The sequence below is a fragment of the Sphingomonas faeni genome, from assembly GCF_040407495.1.
Classification (GTDB): domain Bacteria; phylum Pseudomonadota; class Alphaproteobacteria; order Sphingomonadales; family Sphingomonadaceae; genus Sphingomonas; species Sphingomonas faeni_D.
Map to the genome: position 1 here is coordinate 173668 of NZ_JAPZPP010000003.1, position 18177 is coordinate 191844.

Annotated in this window: 15 protein-coding genes; 11 read left to right on the forward strand and 4 right to left on the reverse strand. The window is 69.1% G+C overall.

Annotation, left to right across the window (positions count from 1 at the left end; all coding sequences use genetic code 11):
• The first annotated feature begins 5 nt into the window (after positions 1-5).
• From manD to O6W96_RS10740, 6 genes are all read left to right on the forward strand, one after another.
• Positions 6-1217 carry a D-mannonate dehydratase ManD gene (gene manD / locus O6W96_RS10715; RefSeq protein ID WP_353469532.1) on the forward strand — a complete coding sequence of 404 codons (1212 nt, stop codon included), beginning with the start codon at positions 6-8 and terminating at the stop codon, positions 1215-1217.
• Between the two features lie 38 nt (positions 1218-1255).
• Complete coding sequence (locus O6W96_RS10720) at positions 1256-2497, forward strand: MFS transporter (RefSeq protein WP_353469533.1); 1242 nt, start codon at positions 1256-1258, stop codon at positions 2495-2497.
• Complete coding sequence (gene uxaC / locus O6W96_RS10725) at positions 2494-3906, forward strand: glucuronate isomerase (RefSeq protein ID WP_353469534.1); 1413 nt, start codon at positions 2494-2496, stop codon at positions 3904-3906. Before O6W96_RS10720 ends, uxaC begins: the two co-directional genes overlap by 4 nt.
• The gene (locus O6W96_RS10730; RefSeq protein WP_353469535.1) at positions 3903-5360 is read left to right on the forward strand and encodes a mannitol dehydrogenase family protein; all 1458 of its coding nucleotides are present in this window, start codon (positions 3903-3905) and stop codon (positions 5358-5360) included. Before uxaC ends, O6W96_RS10730 begins: the two co-directional genes overlap by 4 nt.
• A 62-nt stretch (positions 5361-5422) precedes the next feature.
• The gene (locus tag O6W96_RS10735) at positions 5423-6220 is read left to right on the forward strand and encodes a DUF72 domain-containing protein (RefSeq protein WP_353469536.1); all 798 of its coding nucleotides are present in this window, start codon (positions 5423-5425) and stop codon (positions 6218-6220) included.
• Between the two features lie 3 nt (positions 6221-6223).
• Complete coding sequence (locus tag O6W96_RS10740; protein WP_353469537.1) at positions 6224-7057, forward strand: hypothetical protein; 834 nt, start codon at positions 6224-6226, stop codon at positions 7055-7057.
• Between the two features lie 12 nt (positions 7058-7069).
• Here the strand turns inward: O6W96_RS10740 and O6W96_RS10745 are convergent, their stop codons facing one another.
• Together O6W96_RS10745 and hemC are read right to left on the reverse strand one after the other, a co-directional pair.
• Positions 7070-8710, reverse strand: coding sequence for a uroporphyrinogen-III synthase (locus O6W96_RS10745; RefSeq protein ID WP_353469538.1), 1641 nt, complete (start codon positions 8708-8710; stop codon positions 7070-7072).
• The gene (hemC, locus tag O6W96_RS10750; RefSeq protein WP_353469539.1) at positions 8707-9612 is read right to left on the reverse strand and encodes a hydroxymethylbilane synthase; all 906 of its coding nucleotides are present in this window, start codon (positions 9610-9612) and stop codon (positions 8707-8709) included. The genes O6W96_RS10745 and hemC overlap by 4 nt, the downstream gene beginning before the upstream one ends.
• A gap of 64 nt (positions 9613-9676) precedes the next feature.
• On the opposite strand from hemC, the gene tsaD reads away from it, so the two are divergent.
• Positions 9677-10795: a tRNA (adenosine(37)-N6)-threonylcarbamoyltransferase complex transferase subunit TsaD gene (gene tsaD, locus O6W96_RS10755; RefSeq protein ID WP_353469540.1), complete on the forward strand. Its 1119-nt coding sequence runs from the start codon at positions 9677-9679 to the stop codon at positions 10793-10795.
• Positions 10796-10806: 11 nt separating this feature from the next.
• Positions 10807-11784 (forward strand): NAD(P)H-dependent glycerol-3-phosphate dehydrogenase, encoded by a 978-nt coding sequence (locus O6W96_RS10760; RefSeq protein ID WP_353469969.1) that lies wholly within the window; start codon positions 10807-10809, stop codon positions 11782-11784.
• A gap of 214 nt (positions 11785-11998) precedes the next feature.
• On the opposite strand, the gene O6W96_RS10765 is transcribed toward O6W96_RS10760, so the two are convergent.
• A complete protein-coding gene (locus O6W96_RS10765) occupies positions 11999-13921 on the reverse strand; it encodes an AsmA family protein (protein ID WP_353469541.1) in 1923 nt (640 codons plus the stop codon).
• Between the two features lie 143 nt (positions 13922-14064).
• Positions 14065-14223, reverse strand: a complete 159-nt coding sequence (locus O6W96_RS10770; protein ID WP_082441494.1) for a DUF1674 domain-containing protein — start codon at positions 14221-14223, stop codon at positions 14065-14067.
• Positions 14224-14327: 104 nt separating this feature from the next.
• Between O6W96_RS10770 and O6W96_RS10775 the strand changes: the two genes are divergently transcribed.
• The 3 genes from O6W96_RS10775 (at position 14328) to O6W96_RS10785 (ending at position 18167) form a co-directional block, all read left to right on the forward strand.
• A complete protein-coding gene (locus O6W96_RS10775) occupies positions 14328-15605 on the forward strand; it encodes an RsmB/NOP family class I SAM-dependent RNA methyltransferase (protein ID WP_353469542.1) in 1278 nt (425 codons plus the stop codon).
• A gap of 172 nt (positions 15606-15777) precedes the next feature.
• A complete protein-coding gene (gene rpe, locus O6W96_RS10780) occupies positions 15778-16434 on the forward strand; it encodes a ribulose-phosphate 3-epimerase (RefSeq protein ID WP_353469543.1) in 657 nt (218 codons plus the stop codon).
• Positions 16431-18167 carry a heparinase II/III family protein gene (locus O6W96_RS10785; protein ID WP_353469544.1) on the forward strand — a complete coding sequence of 579 codons (1737 nt, stop codon included), beginning with the start codon at positions 16431-16433 and terminating at the stop codon, positions 18165-18167. Before rpe ends, O6W96_RS10785 begins: the two co-directional genes overlap by 4 nt.
• The last annotated feature ends 10 nt before the right edge of the window (positions 18168-18177 follow it).

An 18177-nucleotide genomic window follows, 5' to 3' on the forward strand; every position in this document is an offset into this window, starting at 1 on the left:
CCGCGATGCCCAAGATCGTTTCCGCCCGCGTCATCGTCACCTGTCCGGGCCGCAACTTCGTCACCCTGAAGATCGAATGCGACGACGGCACCGCCGGGCTCGGCGACGCCACGCTCAACGGCCGTGAGTTGAGCGTCGCCAGCTACCTGACCGATCACGTCGTACCGTGCCTGATCGGCCGCGACGCGCACCGGATCGAGGACATCTGGCAGTATCTCTACAAGGGCGCCTACTGGCGCCGCGGGCCGGTGACGATGGCGGCGATCGCTGCGGTCGATACGGCATTGTGGGACATCAAGGGCAAGCTCGCGGGCATGCCCGTGTACCAGTTGCTCGGCGGGGCGGCGCGCGATGCGTGCATGGTCTATGCGCACGCCAACGGCACCACGATCGAGGACACGATCGCGGTCGCGAAGGCGGAGCAGGCGAAGGGCTACAAGGCGATCCGGCTGCAATGCGGCGTACCGGGGCTCGCCTCGACCTACGGCGTCGCCAAGCACGGCGCGCGCTACGAACCCGCCGATGCCGACCTGCCGAGCGAGAGCGTGTGGTCCACCGAGAAATACCTCCGCGTCGTCCCCGAACTGTTCAAGGCGGCGCGCGAGGCGATGGGCTGGGACGTTCACCTGCTCCATGACATCCACCACCGGCTGACGCCGATCGAGGCGGGGCGGCTCGGCAAGGCGCTGGAGCCGTATAATCTCTTCTGGATCGAGGATCCGACGCCGGCCGAGAACCAGGAAGCGTTCAAGCTGATCCGCCACCACACGACGACGCCGATCGCGGTGGGCGAGGTGTTCAATTCGATCTGGGACGCGAAGGACCTGATCCAGAACCAGCTGATCGACTATATCCGCGCGACCGTCGTGCACGCGGGCGGCATCACGCATCTGCGCCGGATCGCCTCGCTCGCCGACCTGTATCAGGTGCGGACCGGCTGCCACGGCGCGACCGACCTGTCGCCGGTGGCGATGGCGGCGGCGCTGCATTTCGGGCTGTCCGTGCCCAATTTCGGCGTGCAGGAGCATATGCCGCACACCGAAGAGACCGATGCGGTCTTCCCGCATGCGTACAGCTTCGACGACGGCGTGATGCATCCGGGCGACGCGCCGGGGCTCGGCGTCGACATCGACGAGGATCTCGCCGCGACCTACGACTATAAGCGCGCGTATCTCCCGGTCGCACGGCTCGAGGATGGCACGCTGTGCAACTGGTAGACGCGGCCACCCCAGCAGCCGATAAACCGCGCGGGAAAGTGCGGTGGATCGTCTGCGCGCTGCTCTTCGCCGCCGTCGCGCTGAGCTATATCGACCGGCTCGTGCTGCCGGTGCTCAAACCCGAACTCCAGGCGCGCTATAACTGGAGCGAGCAGGGCTATGCCGATCTCGCGATCGCGTTCCAGGCGGCGTACGGCATCGCCTACGTACTGTTCGGGCGGTTCGTCGACCGGGTCGGCGCCAAGATCGGTTATGCGGTTGCGGTGACGCTGTGGACGATCGGCCATGTCGCGCATGCGCTGTTCACCAGCGCCGGCATGATGATCTTCGCGCGTATCCCGCTCGCGATCGGCGAAGCCGGGGCGTTCCCCGCCGCACTCGCCGCCGCCAACGAATGGTTTCCGCAACGCGAGCGTGCGCTGGCGATCGGCATCTTCAACGCGGGCTCGAACGTCGGGGCGATCCTCACGCCGTTGATCGTGCCGGTCATCGCGGTGACGTTCGGCTGGCGGATGGCATTCGTCGCGACCGGCGCGCTGACCGTGCTCTGGCTGGTCGCTTGGCTCGCCTTCTACCGATCGCCGCGCAAGCATCCGCGCGTCACGCCCGAGGAACTGGCCTGGATCGAAGCTGATCCCGTGCCCGCCGCCAAGCCGGTCCGCTGGCGCACGCTGCTCCGGTTGCGCCAGACCTGGGCGTATATGCTCGGTCGCTTCCTGATCGATCCGGTGTGGTGGACCTTCCTGTTCTGGCTGCCCGACTTCTTCAACCGGCAATACGGCGTGAAGATGCTCGATTTCGGCCCGCCGCTGGTCGCGGTGTACGTGCTGGCGGATGTCGGATCGGTCGCGGGCGGCTGGTTCTCGTCGCGACTGCTCGCACGCGGCCAGACGCCCAACCGCGCGCGAAAGACCGCATTGTTCGCCTGCGCACTGTTCGCATTGCCGATCATCTTCGCCGCGCAGGCCCCCGGCCTTTGGTGGGCGGTCGCGGCGATCGGCCTCGCCTGCGCATGCCACCAGGGCTTCTCCGCCAACGTGTACGCGATCCCCGGCGATCTGTTTCCGCGCGGCATGGGCGGATCGGTGATCGGTCTCGGCGGGCTGGCGGGCGCATGCGGCGGCATGCTGATGGCCAAGTTCGCCGGCACTATCCTTGCCGGCGTCGGCAGCTATGGTCCGATCTTCGCCGTCGCCGGCTGCGCCTATCTCGTCGCGTTGCTGGTTATCCACCTGCTCGTACCGCATTATACCCCCGTCGATCCGGAACGCCTCGCATGACCCATCCGCTACGTCTCCACCCCGACCGCCTGTTTCCCAGCGAAGGCCGCACCTGCGACATCGCGCGCGCGCTGCACGCGGGGGTAAAGGACCTGCCGATCGTCAGCCCGCACGGCCATACCGATCCCGCATGGTTCGCGCGGAACGAGGCGTTCAGCGATCCCGCCTCGCTGCTGATCGTCCCCGATCACTACGTGTTCCGGATGCTCTACAGCCAGGGCGTGTCGCTCGGCGTGCTCGGCGTGCCGACGGTCGATGGCAGCCCGACCGAAACCGATCCGCGGAAAATCTGGCGCATCTTCGCGGAGAACTACCACCTGTTCCGCGGCACCCCCTCGCGGATGTGGCTCGACTGGGTGTTCGCCGAGGCGTTCGGGATCGACGTCCGCCTCGAACCCGCGACCGCCGACCTGTATTACGACACGATCGGCGCCGCGCTGAAGACGCCCGAATTCCGCCCCCGCGCGCTGTTCGACCGGTTCGGCATCGAACTGATCGCGACCACCGAAAGCCCGCTCGACCCGCTCGACCACCACGCCGCGATCCGCGCGAGCGACTGGAACGGCCGCGTCGTGACCGCCTATCGCCCCGACCCGGTCGTCGATCCCGAGACGCCGGGCTTCGCCGCCAACGTCCGCCGCTTCGGCGAGACCGCGAACGCCGATATCGGCAACTATGCGGGCTATCTCGCCGCACATCGTTTCCACCGCGCACGCTTCCGCGCGGCAGGCGCCACCTCGACCGATCACGGCCATCCCTCTGCCGCGACCGCAGACCTGACACCCGCCGAAGCGGAAGCGCTTTACGCCCGGGTCATGGCCCAACCGACCGCCGCCGACGCGGAACTCTTCCGCGCGCAGATGCTGACCGAGATGGCGGCGATGTCGGTCGAGGACGGCATGGTGATGCAACTCCATCCCGCCGTCTCGCGCAGCCACAACGCCTCGGTGCTGGCACGCTTCGGCCGCGACAAGGGTGGCGACATCCCGCTCCCCGGCGAGTTCGTTCGCGCGCTGAAACCCCTGCTCGACCGGTTCGGCAACAACCCGGCGCTGACGCTGATCCTCTTCACGCTCGACGAGGACACCTATTCGCGCGAACTCGCCCCGCTCGCCGGCCATTATCCGGCGCTGAAGCTCGGCCCGCCCTGGTGGTTCCACGATAGTCCAGAAGGCATGCGCCGGTTCCGCGAACGCGCGACCGAGACCGCCGGCTTCTACAACACGGTCGGCTTCAACGACGACACCCGCGCCTTCCTGTCGATCCCCGCGCGCCACGATGTCGCACGCCGAATGGACTGCGCGTTCCTCGCCAAGCTGGTCGCCGAACACCGGCTCGAAGAGGACGAAGCGCATGAGGTCGCCCGCGCGCTCGCCTATGATCTCGTCAAACAGGCGTACCGGCTGTGAGGCTGTCGACCGCCACGCTCGACCGCTTGCCCGCCGCCGTCGCGCGCCCGACCTACGACCGGTCGCGCGTCAAGCGCGGCGTGGTGCATCTCGGCATCGGCGCATTCCACCGCGCGCATCAGGCGGCGGTGTTCGAACAGGCGCTGGCGGCCGGCGATCCGCGCTGGGGCATCACCGGCGTCTCGCTGCGATCCGCGGGCGTCCGCGATCAGTTGGCGCCGCAGGACGGTCTCTACACGCTCGTCGTCCGTGACGGTGAGGCCGAGCGGTTGCAGGTCATCGGCGCGATCATGGACATCCTGGTAGCGCCCGAGGATCCAGCGGCGGTGGTTGCCGCGCTCGCGTCGGCGGACACGCACATCGTCACGCTGACGATCACCGAGAAGGGCTACAAACTCGATCGCGCCACGGGCACGCTACAGGCTGGCGATACCGACGTCGCACACGATCTCGCCTCGCTCGCCGCACCGCGGACCGCGCCCGGGTTCCTCGTCGCCGCACTCGCGGCGCGCCATGCCGCGGGCACCGGCCCGCTGACGATCCTCTCGTGCGACAATCTGCCGCACAACGGTACGCTATTGCGCGATGCGGTGCTGGCGATGGCCGCCGCGCACGATGCGGATCTCCACGACTGGATCGCTGCCACCGTGACGTTCCCGCAGACGATGGTCGACCGGATCGTGCCCGCGACCACGCCCGCCGATATCGCCGCGCTGGCGGATACGCTGGGGGTCGAGGATCACGCGATGGTGAAGGCGGAGCCGTTCGCCCAGTGGGTGATCGAGGATCGCTTCGCCGGCGAACGCCCCGATTTGGCGGCGTTCGGCGTGCAACTGACCGAGGCGGTGGCACCGTGGGAGGACGCCAAGCTGCGCCTGCTCAACGGCGCGCATTCGGCGATCGCCTATCTCGGCGGGCTGGCCGGGCTGGACTTCGTCCACGAGGTCGTCGCGCAGCCCGAGGCGCGCGCCTTCGTCGAGGCGCTGTGGGACGAGAGCGCCACGACTCTCGATCCCCCCGCCGCGCTCGATATCGCGCAATACCGGGCCGCGTTGATGGCGCGCTTCGCCAACCCCGCGCTCCAGCATCGTACCCGCCAGATCGCGATGGACGGCTCGCAGAAACTCCCTCAGCGCCTGCTCGCACCGATCGGCGACCGTCGCGCGAAGCGGCAGTCGGCCGATGCGCTATCCTTGGCGGTCGCGGCCTGGATGCGCTGGCAATCCGGAGTGACCGATACGGGCGAGACGTTCGCGATCGATGATCCGATCGCCGATCGGCTCGGCGCAGCGGTGTCCGGCGCGACGACATCGACCGAGCGCGTCGACGCGTTGCTCGGGCTGCTCGCCTTCCGCCCCGACCCGGACCTGCGTAGCATGCTGATCGCGCATCTCGATCGGCTCGAACGCATCGGCGCCCGCGCCGTGCTCGCATCGTTCGGTGAAACGGCATGATGCTCGGCTGAGCCCGCTTCCGCCATCGCCAACCCGGTCCCGACGGCGCTACACTCGTCGGCATGAGCATCAGAATCGGTATTGGCGGCTGGACCTACGAGCCGTGGCGCGGGACCTTCTATCCCGAGAAATGGCCGCAGAAGCGCGAACTCGACTATGCCGCCGAACGCGTCACCGCGATCGAGATCAACGGCACCTATTACGGCAGCCAGAAGCCCGCGACCTTCGCGTCCTGGGCCAAGGCTGTACCCGACGGCTTCGTCTTCGCGCTCAAGGCCTCGCGCTACTGCACCAACCGCAAGGTGCTGGCGGAGGCGGGCGAGTCGATCGCCAAGTTCACCGGACAGGGGATCGCCGAGCTCGGCGACCGGCTCGGGCCGATCCTGTGGCAGTTCATGGCGACCAAAAAGTTCGATGCGGACGATTTCGCCGCGTTCCTGAAGCTGCTGCCCGCCAAGCAGGACGGCCTTGCGCTACGCCATGCGATCCAGGTCCGGCACGAGAGTTTCGCGGTGCCCGAATTCGTCGCGATGTGCCGCGACGCCGGCGTCGCGATCGTGTTCGCGCAGTCCGCCGAATACCCCGCGATCGCCGACGTCACCGGCGATTTCGTCTATGCGCGGCTGGAGGACGCCGAGGAGCGCTTCATCGCCGGCTACGCGCCGACCGCGCTCGACGACTGGGCCGCCCGGGCGAAGACCTGGGCAGCGGGTGGCCGACCCGAAGACCTACCCTATGTCGAGGACACCATGCCGGCAAAGACGCCTCGCGAGACGTTCGTCTTCTTCATCAACGGCGCCAAGGTCCGCGCGCCTCACGCTGCGATGGCGTTGATCGAGCGCGTTGCGAACGGAGATTAGGCCATGCTGGTGCTCGCCATGCTTGCGGCAACGATCGAGGTTCGCCGGGACGGTCCGCCGTTAACGCTGGAACAGGCGCGCGCGATGACGCCCGCGGCGTTGGGGGATGCGCTGTTGACCTCGCCCCATCCGCCGATCGTCGAAGCGGTCGTCGGTCCGGAGGGTATGGTGCCTCCACCCCCCCCCGACACGCCCGAAGCAACCGAGATCAAGCTTTTTGCGGCAGCCGTGCCTGCCAGCCAGCCCGGCTTTTGCGAGAAGGTGCGCGCGACGATCACCCTGGCACCGGTGATGCGTCGGGAGGGCACCCTGCCGCCGGCGCGCGCGCAAGCGGTGTCGTCGACCCCGCTATACCGGTGGGCGGAGCCGAGCGCCGGTCCGGCAAGGTGCGAGGCCAAGCGCTATGCGTTCTTCGCGCTGGATCCGGGACTGGGCGATCGCGCGTTCACTGTGATCCGCCTCCTCGGCACATTAAAAAACGCCTATGATCGTAAGGTCCAGATCAGCATCGACGACCGCGGTGCGCGCGAAATGCGGGATTACGCCAAGGGGCATCGCGACGAAATGAAGGACATGCCGAAAGACGCGATCACGCCGATCGTCAGCGGCCGCTCGGCGATCAGCAAATTCCCGATTTCGAGCATCACGGCGATACGGCGCTATGTCGATGCCTGGGATCGCAACCCCTTGACCAGGACCGACCTGAAGGCCGTCAAGGATCACGGATGGGAAGCATACCAGATATTCGCGGGTGGCGAATGGGATACCGGGGTGATCGTCGACGGCGATCGGATCGTCACGGTGCGCTTCGTAAAGGCGGTTCCTCCACCCTTTTGACGACCGAGCGGCTCAGACGCCGTCCGCGGCGTCCGGCGCGGGCGTCACGATGACCGGCGCCGGGATCACCACCGGGGCCGGCTGAGGCTGGCCGGCCTGGCCGATGAGCGCGGTATTCTCGATCACGTCGAGCGCCTGCCGCGCGGTGACGTAGCGGCGGGCGGCGTCCATCCAGTTGCCGGCCTGCGCCGCACCCGGCAACCGCGCCACCTCCGCCCGCGCCGCCTCGACCTGACCCGCTTCGAGCAGCCGGCGCACGCGCGCAAGGCGGTCGGCGGGCATCGGCGAAGGCGTCCCGGCCTTGCGCAGCACCACCAGCGAGTCGATCTGATGCTGGATCGTGTCGAGCCAGCCCTCCCCGGTCGAGGTCGTGATATCGGGCGCGATCGTGTCGAGGCCCTGGCGCAGATCCTCCAGCGTCACCGGCTGGCGCGCGGCCTGGATCAGCAGCATCGTCGCGCGCGGCTGCGCCTGGCCGAAGCGCAGGCGAAGCTGCTCCTCCAGATAACCGAGCCCTACGCCGCGATCGAGCGCGCGGCGTGCGGCGAACGCGACCATCAGCCCTTCCGCGCGCGTCGCCTGTCCGCCCGCGGCACTGGCATCGGTCGTGATCGCCGCGGTACGCGCCTCGAGCGCGGTCAATTGCGCCGCCAGCGTCGCTTCGCGGGTTGCCAGTACCGCGGTATCGACCGGCGCGGCGGCCTGCGGCTGACCATCGGGGCCAAGCGGCTGCGACGGGATATACCCGGTGGCGGACGACGACAGCTTTTGCTGCGCGGTCGTGGCGCCAGCGGTGGAATGCGTGAAGCCGAACCACGGGACGGTCTTGGCCGCATACGCCATCAGCGCGAGCCCGGCGACGAACGCGAGGCCGACAAGGGTAAGGATCACACCCATTTTGGGTCCGCGTGCCCGTGGGCGATCGGTCGGCACGTAGTCGCTCATGGCGTGCTTATCCCCGCCGCGCGCGCGCTGGTCAATCGTGCGCGTGTTCGCAGATGCAGCGGCGGTTGCGACGACCGCGGAATCGCTCGGTTCGGGCGCGATCGCCAGGTCGGCCCAGCCCGTACCGGCCGCATCGCCGACCGCTCGGCTGATCGCGACCAGCGCGGTGCGGGATCGATCCGCGCCCGCCCCGTCGACCAGTTCGGCCAACCGCGCGGCGGCACGGGCGGAATGCACCAGGACCACCGCATCCTCGAACGACCGCGCCACGTCCGCAGGCACGGATGCCGCGTCGCTGGCATAGACGGTGATCGCCTCGACGCCGTCCTCGGTCGGCGCCCGCTCGCGCCCGGCAAGATGGAGCAACCGCGCGAACCCCCGATCGCGCGCCTCGGCCACCACCGCGCGCGCATCCTCGCCGCCCGTCACCGCGACCGCAAACCCCGCCTCGCTCGCTGCTGCCGCCGTCGCTGCACCGACCGCGACGACCGGCAACCGTTTGAACGCGTCCAGCCCGGCGCCGCCATGCCGGACCGCGTTCGCGCTGGTCAGCAACAGGCCGTCGAACCCGGCAGGATCGGGCGGCGTCCAGTCGACCGGCACGACCGCGAACAGCGGGACCTGCCGCACCTCCAGCCCAAGCGCACGCAAGGCCGTCGCGGTGCGCGTGTTGCCGGGCTCCGGCCGTAGCACCACGACGGGCTTCATGCCGCGAACAGCTGTCTGACGCTGGCGGGAGCGCGCGCGAGCAGATCTTCCGCGAGCGCCGTCCCGAGATCGTCGTCGATCGTCCCCTCGATCGATCCGTCGACATCGCACGCGCCGTCCTCGGCGATCAGCTCGGCGCGCAACGTCAGCGTCTCGCCCGCGAGCGACGCCAGCGCCGCGACCGGCGAATGGCAATCCGCCCCCAGCCGCGCGAGCAGCGCACGCTCGGTCAGCACACACAAACTCGTATCACGGTTGTCGATCGCCGCGACGATCTCGCCCGCCGCGCTCCCGGCGAGCACCTCGACGCCGACCGCACCCTGCGCCGGTGCCGGCAGCATCACATCGGTCGGGATCGCATGACCGTCGTCGCGCCCGAGCCGGTCGAGCCCCGCGGCCGCCAGCAACGTCGCATCCATCTCGCCACTCGCGACCCGGCCGAGCCGCGTATCGACATTGCCGCGGATCAGCACGATCTCCAGGTCCGGGCGCAGCCGCAGCATCTGTGCGCGCCGCCGCGGCGAACTCGTCCCGACCACCGCATGCGGTCGCAGGTCGGCGAGCGTCTCCGCCCCGATCAGCCGATCACGGACATCGGCACGCGGCAGCATCGCCGCGATTCTCAACGTCGCGGGCCGGATCGTCTCGACGTCCTTCATCGAATGCACCGCGCAATCGATGTCGCCGTCATGGAGCGCGCGATCGAGTTCCTTGGTCCACAGCGCCTTGCCGCCGATCTCGGCCAGCGCGCGGTCCTGGACGCGGTCGCCGGTGGTGCGGATCACGACGATCTCGACCGCGTCGGGCGACCAGCCATGCGCCGCGCACAGTGCATCGCGCACCATGCCCGCCTGGGTGAGCGCCAGCGGCGAACCGCGCGTACCGAGCCGAAAACGAGTCATCCCGTGCGCCATGCAGAAAGGGCGGGGCTTCGACAAGCTTCGCGCACCCATATACAGAGCCACGATGATCATCCTCGGCATCGAATCCTCCTGCGACGAAACCGCCGCCGCGCTCGTCACCGGTGACCGCCAAGTCCTCGCGCACCGGCTGCTCGGACAGGAGGCAGCACACGCCCCGTTCGGCGGCGTCGTCCCCGAAATTGCCGCGCGCGCGCATGTCGAGGCGCTGGAGCCCTTGATCGTCGCGGCCCTCGCCGACGCGAAGCTGACGCTGGCCGACGTCGACGCGATCGCCGCCACCGCCGGACCGGGGCTGATCGGCGGCGTCATGGTCGGGCTTGTCACCGGCAAGGCGCTCGCCCATGCGGCCGGCAAACCCCTGATCGCGGTCAACCATCTCGAAGGCCACGCGCTGTCGCCGCGGCTGTCCGACCCCGATCTCGAATTTCCGTACCTGCTGCTGCTCGTCTCCGGCGGCCATTGCCAGTTGCTGTTGGTCGAGGGCGTTGGCGCATATCGCCGGCTCGCGACCACGATCGACGACGCGGCAGGTGAAGCCTTCGACAAGACCGCCAAGCTGCTCGGCCTCGGTTTCCCCGGCGGCCCTGCGGTCGAACGCGCCGCCGCACTCGGCAACCCGAAGGCAGTCCCGCTGCCGCGTCCGCTCAAGGGCTCCGCCGAACCGCATTTCTCGTTCGCCGGCCTGAAGAGCGCGGTCGCGCGCGTCGTCGGCCAATATTCGCCCGAGGACCTCGCCGCCTCGTTCCAGGCCGCGGTCGTCGATTGCCTGATCGACCGCACGACCAAGGCACTGCAAAAATTACCGTTCGTGTCGAGCGAAGTCGAGACACCGATCCCACGCGGCGACTTCTCGACTGCGCTCGAAGCGAACGGGGGTAGGGATGGCGCGCGCACTCGCCGCCCCACCGCGCTGGTCGTCGCGGGCGGAGTCGCCGCAAACACCGCGGTCCGCGGCGCGTTGCAGACGCTCGCCAGCGCCCACGGCCTCCGCTTCGTCGCGCCGCCCTTGTGGCTCTGCACCGACAACGCCGCGATGATCGGCTGGGCCGGCGCAGAGCGCTTCGCCGCCGGCCTCACCGACCCGCTCGACGTCGCCGCGCGCCCGCGCTGGCCGCTCGATCCGAACGCCGAAGCGGTGCGTGGCGCAGGAGTGAAGGCATGAAGGCCCATGATATGAAGATTGGCGTCATCGGCGGCGGAGCCTGGGGCACTGCACTCGCACAGGTCGCAGCGCACGAAGGTCGGGACGTCATCCTCTGGGCCCGCGAAACCGCGGTGGTCGAGTCGATCAACGCCCACCACGAGAACAGCCTGTTCCTCGCGGGCGTCGCGCTCTCCCCGACGATCCGCGCGACCGAAGACTTAGCGGCACTCGCCGACATGGACGCGATTCTCGTCGTCGCCCCCGCGCAACACGTCGGCAGCGTCCTGGCCGCCGCCCCGGTCGGCCGCATCCCGCTCGTCCTGTGCGCCAAGGGCATCGAGGCCGGCAGCAAGCGTCTCGTCGGCGAAGTCGCCCGCGCCGTACACCCCGACGCACCGATCGCCGTCCTCTCCGGGCCCACCTTCGCGCACGAAGTCGCCGCCGGCTTGCCCACCGCAGTCACGCTAGCATGCGAGGATTCCGACCTCGGCGAACGTCTCGCGTCGCGTCTCGCCGCGCGCCATTTCCGCACCTACGCCTCGACCGACGTCGCCGGCGCGGAGATCGGCGGCGCGGTGAAGAACGTCCTCGCGATCGGTTGCGGCGTCGTCGAGGGGGCAGGGCTAGGCCAGAACGCGCGTGCCGCATTGATCGCGCGGGGATTTGCCGAGATGACCCGCTTCGGCCTCGCCCGAGGCGCCCGCGCGGAAACGCTCGCCGGGTTATCGGGGCTGGGCGACCTCGTCCTGACCTGCTCTTCGACCAGCTCCCGCAATTTCTCGCTCGGCGTCGGTTTGGGGAGAGGCGACTCCGCCGCAACGCTGCTCGCCGACCGCCGCACTGTCGCGGAAGGCGCCTTCACCGCCCCCGTCCTCCGCGAAGCCGCGCGAGACGCCGGCGTCGACATGCCGATCACCGAAGCCGTCTGCCGCCTCTTGGAAGGCGCGCCGGTCAGCGACGTCATCGGCGACCTCCTCGCGCGGCCATTGAAGGGCGAGGCCGGCTAATCCCCAAGACTGTTTCCCCGCGAAGGCGGGGACCCAGACTGGGCTCCCGCCTTCGCGGGAGAACAAGGAGAAGCGGACCTCGCAATCCTCCCCCGCCAGGGGGAGGTGGCACCGAAGGTGACGGAGGGGGAGGACACGGAACCTACGTTGCCCTTACCTCCCCCTCCGTCTGGCAAGAGCCAGCCACCTCCCCCTTGCGGGGGAGGATCAGCAATCACCGCAACACTCGCGCCGCCAACCCCGAACAATCCGCATCCCCCGCCGTCGGCCCCTGCTTGCCAGTAATCGCCCGCCCGATCGCCTTGAAGATATTCCCCACCGACTTCACCTCGGGCGGGATCGTCACATGCGGCCGCTCGATCGTCCCCGTCATGTACGCCGACCCCGGCAACCGCAGCAGCGCATGCTGTTTCGGCGTGCCCGTCAGCCGGATGTCCAACGTCTCCCCCGGAAACACCACGCTACCCACGCCACGCAACTGGCTAGCGGTAGTATCGACGATCATCGGATCGACCCGCCCATGCCCGCGCGTCACATCGAGCTTCAGCACCACGCACCGCAACCCCGCCCGCTCACCATCCTTCGCCAGCAACGCGCGCGCCGCATCGAACCCGAGCGCGGCGGCGATCCCCTGCGGCAACTGCCCGTCGCGCGCGACGAACCCGATCGTCCCGTTCGACCGCCCGACCGCCGCACGGATTGTCTCGCCCGGTCCCTTCAGCCGCACCCGCGCGCTGACGTTACCGCTGAAATCGCCACCACCGCCCGCCAGCGCCTGCACGCTGCTGCCCCGCAACCTGAGGTTGATATCGACCGTCGGCACCTTTCGGTCGCCGCGCTGGTCGACCGTCACCTTGCCGGTGACGTTGCCATGCGACAGTCGCGCGACCAGCTCGCTCAGCGTCAGAAGCTGATGATCGATCGCCAGCACGCCCTTCGCGGCCAGGATCGGTGACGCACCCTTCGCGCTGACGATCCGCCCGATCCGAAACCCCATCCGCGCGTCGGTCGTATCGATCTTGCCGATATCGATCCGCGTGTTCGGCACCAGCCGCGGCCCGATCGCGCGCTCCAGCGCGGCGCCTTCCGCCTTGCCCTCATCCGACGCGAGGTCGCCGAAATCGAACTGCCGCGAGACGATGTCGCCATTGACCTTGCTGCGCCCCGCCTGCTTGTCGACCGTGACGTGCCCCGCAAAATCGGAGCGCCCGACCACGCCCTTCAACTGCGTCACGGTCCATTTCGGCTGGTCGTGCCGGACGTGTGCGCTGAACGACACCGGCTGCGTGCGGAACAGCCCCGCCTCGATCACCGCGTCGATCAGCTTCAGATCGGTCGCGCGCGCCGTCACGTCGAGGCTCATCGCGTCGGTATCGAGCGGCCGATCCATCAGCCCCTTGGCGGCAATCGACAGCTTTTCACCATCGATCGACGCGGTGAACGGCCAGGGCTTGCCCTGAAACTTGTCCACCGAAGGCCCCGCGACCGCGATCCGCACCGCCGCCCCGCGGATCGTGCCCGACCCGTTCGCGCGGATACCGTGGACCGGATCCGACACGAACCGCGCGGTGACGAAGCGGTCCTGCTTGTCGTCGCGATACTCGATCACGCTGTCGCTGATCGTCAGCCCGTCGAGATCGGTCGAACTGCCGCCGCCCTTGGGCTTGCCCGGCCGCTCCCAGTTGGTCCGGCCATGCTTGTCGCGCACCAGCACCAGATGCAGTCCGCGCGCCTTCACGTCGCGCGGCCCGAACGCGCCCTTCAGCAAGCCGAGCCCGGAGAACGTCGCCTCCGCCTCGCGCAGGTCGACGAATTCGCCTTTGCCCGCCCAGTCGGCCTGCGGGATTCGCACGTTCGTGATCCGGATCGTCGGATTGAACCCGAACGCATCGACCCGCTCGATCCCGCCGATCGTCACCGGCCGCCCGAACCGCGCGGTCAGCTGCCGCTCGATCACGCCTTTCAGCGATCCCCACGGAAACGCGGCAAGCCCCACCAGCCCCAGCACGAGCACGCTCGCAACAACAACGCCGGTGACTTTAACCCAGCGTTTCTCGAAGAATCTCCTCATCATAGCGGCGACGCGCCGCCGGGGAAATCGTTCCGCCTGCGTCAGGACCGCTGCCGCAGATTCCATCCGCTCGCCCTAGCCATTGCACCACCCCGGCGGAGGCCGGGGCCCAACTGGGCAACGTCGCTAACGAAGGGCAGCGCTACGTTACGACCACCTTGCCACTTGGGCCCCGGCCTCCGCCGGGGTGGTGAGGTGGGTCGAGCGCCTCAGAAATCGATCGCCATGCCCTTCAGCTCCCAATCGCCATAGCGCGTCGGATCGCGCGGCTCGGGGTCCTTGTCGGGCACGATCGCCTCGGGCTTCGGCACCGGCGTATTCTTCGCCAGATATTCGGGTGGCTTCAGATGATCGGGGCGCTGGCCCATCGCGGCTCTCCGGATTTGCGTGTTGGCGTCGTAACCGCCACATGGGCCCTGCCGCGCCGCTTTGCCACACGCCGCGCGTCAAACCGAACGCGAAGGACCTTCATATGCCCGACTATACCCACGCCCCCGAGCCGCTCGGCGTCCCCACTCGCCGTGCCGCACTCCGCCTGCTCGACGCCGTCCTGCGTCGCGGCGAGTCGCTCGAATCCGCATTGCCGGCCGCAACCCGCGCGATCCACGGCCCAGACCGCGGCCTCGCGCACGCGATCGCCGCCGAGACACTGCGCCGCCTCCCCGATCTCGACGCGATGATCGATTCGGTCACCAAGACCAATCTCCCCGACGATGCGAAGGCGCGGATGGCGCTGCGGATCGCGCTCGTCCAGGTGCTGATCCTCGGTACGCCGTCGCACGCCGCGATCTCGACCGTGTTGCCGCTGGTCGACGGCGGCCCGCGCAAGCTGGTCCACGGCGTGTTCGGCACGCTGTTTCGCGCCAACATGCTGCTCCCCGAAGTGCCGACGCTGCCGGCCCCTGTCGAACTGCGCTGGGAAGCCGCATGGGGCGAGGAGATGGTCGACGCCGCCGGCCGCGCGATCGCGCAGGTGCCGCCGCTCGACCTGACGATCGCCGACCCGTCCGAGACCGAAGGCTGGCGCGAGAAACTCGGCGGCGAAAGCTTCATGCCCGGGCATCTCCGCCTGGGCGACCATGACTCGGTCCCCGACATGGCCGGCTTCGGCGACGGCGCCTGGTGGGTGCAGGACATCGCCGCCTCGCTCCCCGCGCACCTGCTGGGGAAAGGGGAGGGGAATGTCCTAGATCTCTGTGCAGCCCCCGGCGGCAAGACGCTGCAACTCGCGAGCGCAGGCTGGACCGTCACCTCGGTCGACAATTCGCAAAGCCGCATCAAGCGCCTCCGCGAGAACCTCTACCGCACGCACCTGAAGGCCGAGGTCGTCAACGCCGACATCCTCGAATGGGCGCCGACCGAGCCCGCCGACGCGATCCTGATCGATGCGCCGTGCAGCGCGACGGGCATCTTCCGCCGTCACCCCGACGTCCTCCACCGCGTCCGCCCCTCGATCATCGCCGAGACCGCGGCGTTGCAGGCCCGCATCTTCGCAAGGGCAGCGGACTGGGTGAAGCCCGGCGGCACATTGGTGTACGCCACCTGCTCGCTCGAACCGTCGGAAGGCGAGGTGCAACTCGACGCGTTCCTCGCCGCCCGCAGCGATTACGCGATCGCCCCGGTAGACCAGTCCGAACTCCCCGCCGGCATCACCCCGACAGAGGCGGGCACAGTCCGTACGCTCCCCGGCATGCTGGCCGACCAGGGCGGCTGCGATGGCTTCTTCATCGCCCGATTGAAGCGCACCTAATCGATCCTCCCCCGCCAGGGGGAGGTGGCTGGCACTCGCCAGACGGAGGGGGAGGGGGCGACACCGCAGCTTCCGTGTCCTCCCCCTCCGTCACCTGCGGTGCCACCTCCCCCTGGCAGGGGAGGATCATGAGGGACTTCGCACCAACCCAATCCCGCGCTAGGACAATCCCATGCAACCCGTCCGCATCGCCCCCTCGATCCTCTCCGCCGACTTCTCCAAGCTCGGCGAGGAAGTCCGCGCCATCGACGCGGCCGGCGCCGACTGGATCCACATCGACGTGATGGACGGCCATTTCGTCCCCAACATCTCGTTCGGCCCCGCGGTCATGAAGTCGGTGCGCGGCGTCACCAGCAAGCCGTTCGACGTTCACCTGATGATCTCCCCCGTCGACGCCTATCTCGACGCGTTCGCGGAGGCCGGCGCCGACTGCATTACCGTGCATTACGAGGCCGGGCCGCACATCCATCGCTCGCTCCAGCACATCAAGGGCCTCGGCAAGCGCGCCGGCGTCGTGATCTGCCCCGGCACGCCGGCGAAGGTGCTCGACTACCTCATGGACATGGTCGACCTCGTGCTGGTGATGAGCGTCAATCCCGGCTTCGGCGGCCAGAGCTTCATTCCCAGCCAGCTCAAGAAGATCAGCGCGATCCGCACGATGATCGAAAAGAGCGGCCGCGCAATCGATCTCGAAGTCGATGGCGGCGTCGACGCGGAATGGGCCAAGCGCTGCATCGAGGCCGGTGCCGACGCGCTGGTGGCGGGCACCTCGGTCTTCCGCGGCGGCCCCGACCACTACGCCGCCAACATTGCCGCGTTGCGGGGGTGAACGAAGCCCCCGATCTTGTAACCGATCCCGCCCCCGACGGGATCGACGAAGGCCGACGCCTGATCCGTCTCGGCGGCGACAAGGGGCTGTCGCTCGCCGATCGCCTGGCCGAGCGCTTCCACCGCTTGACGTGGCGCACCCCGCTCCACACGCTCCGCCTAAAGGGCCGCTACCCGCTGAAGCTGATCGCGGTCCCCGACGATCCGATCCTCGGCGACATCCCCCGAGGCACGATGCTGCTGGAGGGCGTCCTCTCGTTCCGCGGCGAAGCGCGCGACATCGAAACGCTCGATCTTGCGAAGCCGCTGCCCAAACCGTTCGCAGAATACCTGCACAGTTTCGCGTGGCTGCGCGATCTCTCGACCGTAGCGACCCGCGCGCGGGGCGCCCCGATCGCCGAATACCTCATGGGCCTCTGGCTGACCGCGCACGCCGACACGCAAGGCGGGATCGCGTGGCGCCCGGACATGTGGGGCCGCCGCATCCTCGCCTGGACCGCACACGCGCCACTGATCCTGTCGTCCTCCGACCAGATCTACCGCTCGAAGGTGCTCAACGCGCTCGCAAAGGGCGCACTCCACCTCGACCGCACCGCCGACAAGGTCCCGGCCGGTGCGCCGCGCATCGCCGCGTGGTGCGGAGTCGTCGCCGCTGGCCTCCTCATCCCCGGCGGCGAACCGCGCCAGGCGTTCGGCGAGGCCGGCCTGCTCCGCGCGCTCGGCACCGGCCTGTTCGACGATGGCGGCTCGGTGTCGCGCAGCCCGGCGATGCTGCTCGATTCGATCCAGCTGCTCACCCTGCTTCAGGAAAGCTACGCCGCCCGCAGCGCCGAACTCCCCGAGACGGTCGCGGTCACGCTCACCCGGATGGTCGCCGCGCTGCTCGGCGTCGCGCACGCCGATCGTGGCCTGTCGAGCTGGCAGGGTGGCGGTCCGGCCAGCGAAACGCAGGTCGCAGCGGTCGTCGAAGCCAGCGGCGTCCGGACGCGTCCGCTCCGCCAGGCGCGCGACTGGGGTTATCAACGCCTCGCCGCCGGTACCGCGGTGCTGATCGTCGACGCCGCGCCACCCCCGATCGCGCGCCTCGTCGAAGGCGGCTGCGCCTCGACGCTGGCGTTCGAATTCTCCGATGGCCCCGCGCGGATCGTCGTCAATTGCGGCGGCGCCCGCGCAGGCATTGCGCAACTCCCGCCCGCGATGGTCGAGGGCCTGCGCTCGACCGCAGCCCATTCCACGCTGACGATCGCCGACAGCAACTCGACCGCGATCCTTGCCGACGGCACGCTCGGTCGCGGCGTCGGCGAAGTCGAGCTCAGCCGCCAGGAATCGGATGCCGCCAGCCGGATCGAGGCGAGCCATGACGGCTATGTCCGCCGCTGGGGCTTCCTCCACCGCCGCCAGCTGATGCTCACCGGCGACGGCCGCGAACTCCGCGGCGAGGACGCGCTGTTGCCGCAGGGCCGCAAGCGCCGCGCCGGGTTGTCGTTGTTCGCGATCCGCTTCCATCTGGGGGAGGGCGTGCAGGTCTCCCCGACCGCGGACGGCCTAGGTGCGATCCTCCGCCTCCCCGGCGGCGCGCTGTGGCAATTCCGCTGCCGCGGCGGCGCACTGGTGGTCGAAGACAGCGTCTGGATCGACGCCGACGGCCGCCCGGTCGCGACGCAGCAACTGATGATTACGGGCGAAGCGGCAGCCGGTGGCGCGAGCGTAAGCTGGGCGATGAAGAAGGCCTGACCTAACGTCT

Coding starts and splice junctions, on each gene's coding strand:
- manD (WP_353469532.1), top strand. CDS start 6: ATGCCCAAGATCGTTTCCGCCCGCGTCATCGTCACCTGTCCGGGCCGC.
- uxaC (WP_353469534.1), top strand. CDS start 2,494: ATGACCCATCCGCTACGTCTCCACCCCGACCGCCTGTTTCCCAGCGAA.
- O6W96_RS10735 (WP_353469536.1), top strand. CDS start 5,423: ATGAGCATCAGAATCGGTATTGGCGGCTGGACCTACGAGCCGTGGCGC.
- O6W96_RS10740 (WP_353469537.1), top strand. CDS start 6,224: ATGCTGGTGCTCGCCATGCTTGCGGCAACGATCGAGGTTCGCCGGGAC.
- O6W96_RS10745 (WP_353469538.1), bottom strand. CDS start 8,710: ATGAAGCCCGTCGTGGTGCTACGGCCGGAGCCCGGCAACACGCGCACC.
- hemC (WP_353469539.1), bottom strand. CDS start 9,612: ATGACTCGTTTTCGGCTCGGTACGCGCGGTTCGCCGCTGGCGCTCACC.
- tsaD (WP_353469540.1), top strand. CDS start 9,677: ATGATCATCCTCGGCATCGAATCCTCCTGCGACGAAACCGCCGCCGCG.
- O6W96_RS10760 (WP_353469969.1), top strand. CDS start 10,807: ATGAAGATTGGCGTCATCGGCGGCGGAGCCTGGGGCACTGCACTCGCA.
- O6W96_RS10765 (WP_353469541.1), bottom strand. CDS start 13,921: ATGGAATCTGCGGCAGCGGTCCTGACGCAGGCGGAACGATTTCCCCGG.
- O6W96_RS10770 (WP_082441494.1), bottom strand. CDS start 14,223: ATGGGCCAGCGCCCCGATCATCTGAAGCCACCCGAATATCTGGCGAAG.
- O6W96_RS10775 (WP_353469542.1), top strand. CDS start 14,328: ATGCCCGACTATACCCACGCCCCCGAGCCGCTCGGCGTCCCCACTCGC.
- rpe (WP_353469543.1), top strand. CDS start 15,778: ATGCAACCCGTCCGCATCGCCCCCTCGATCCTCTCCGCCGACTTCTCC.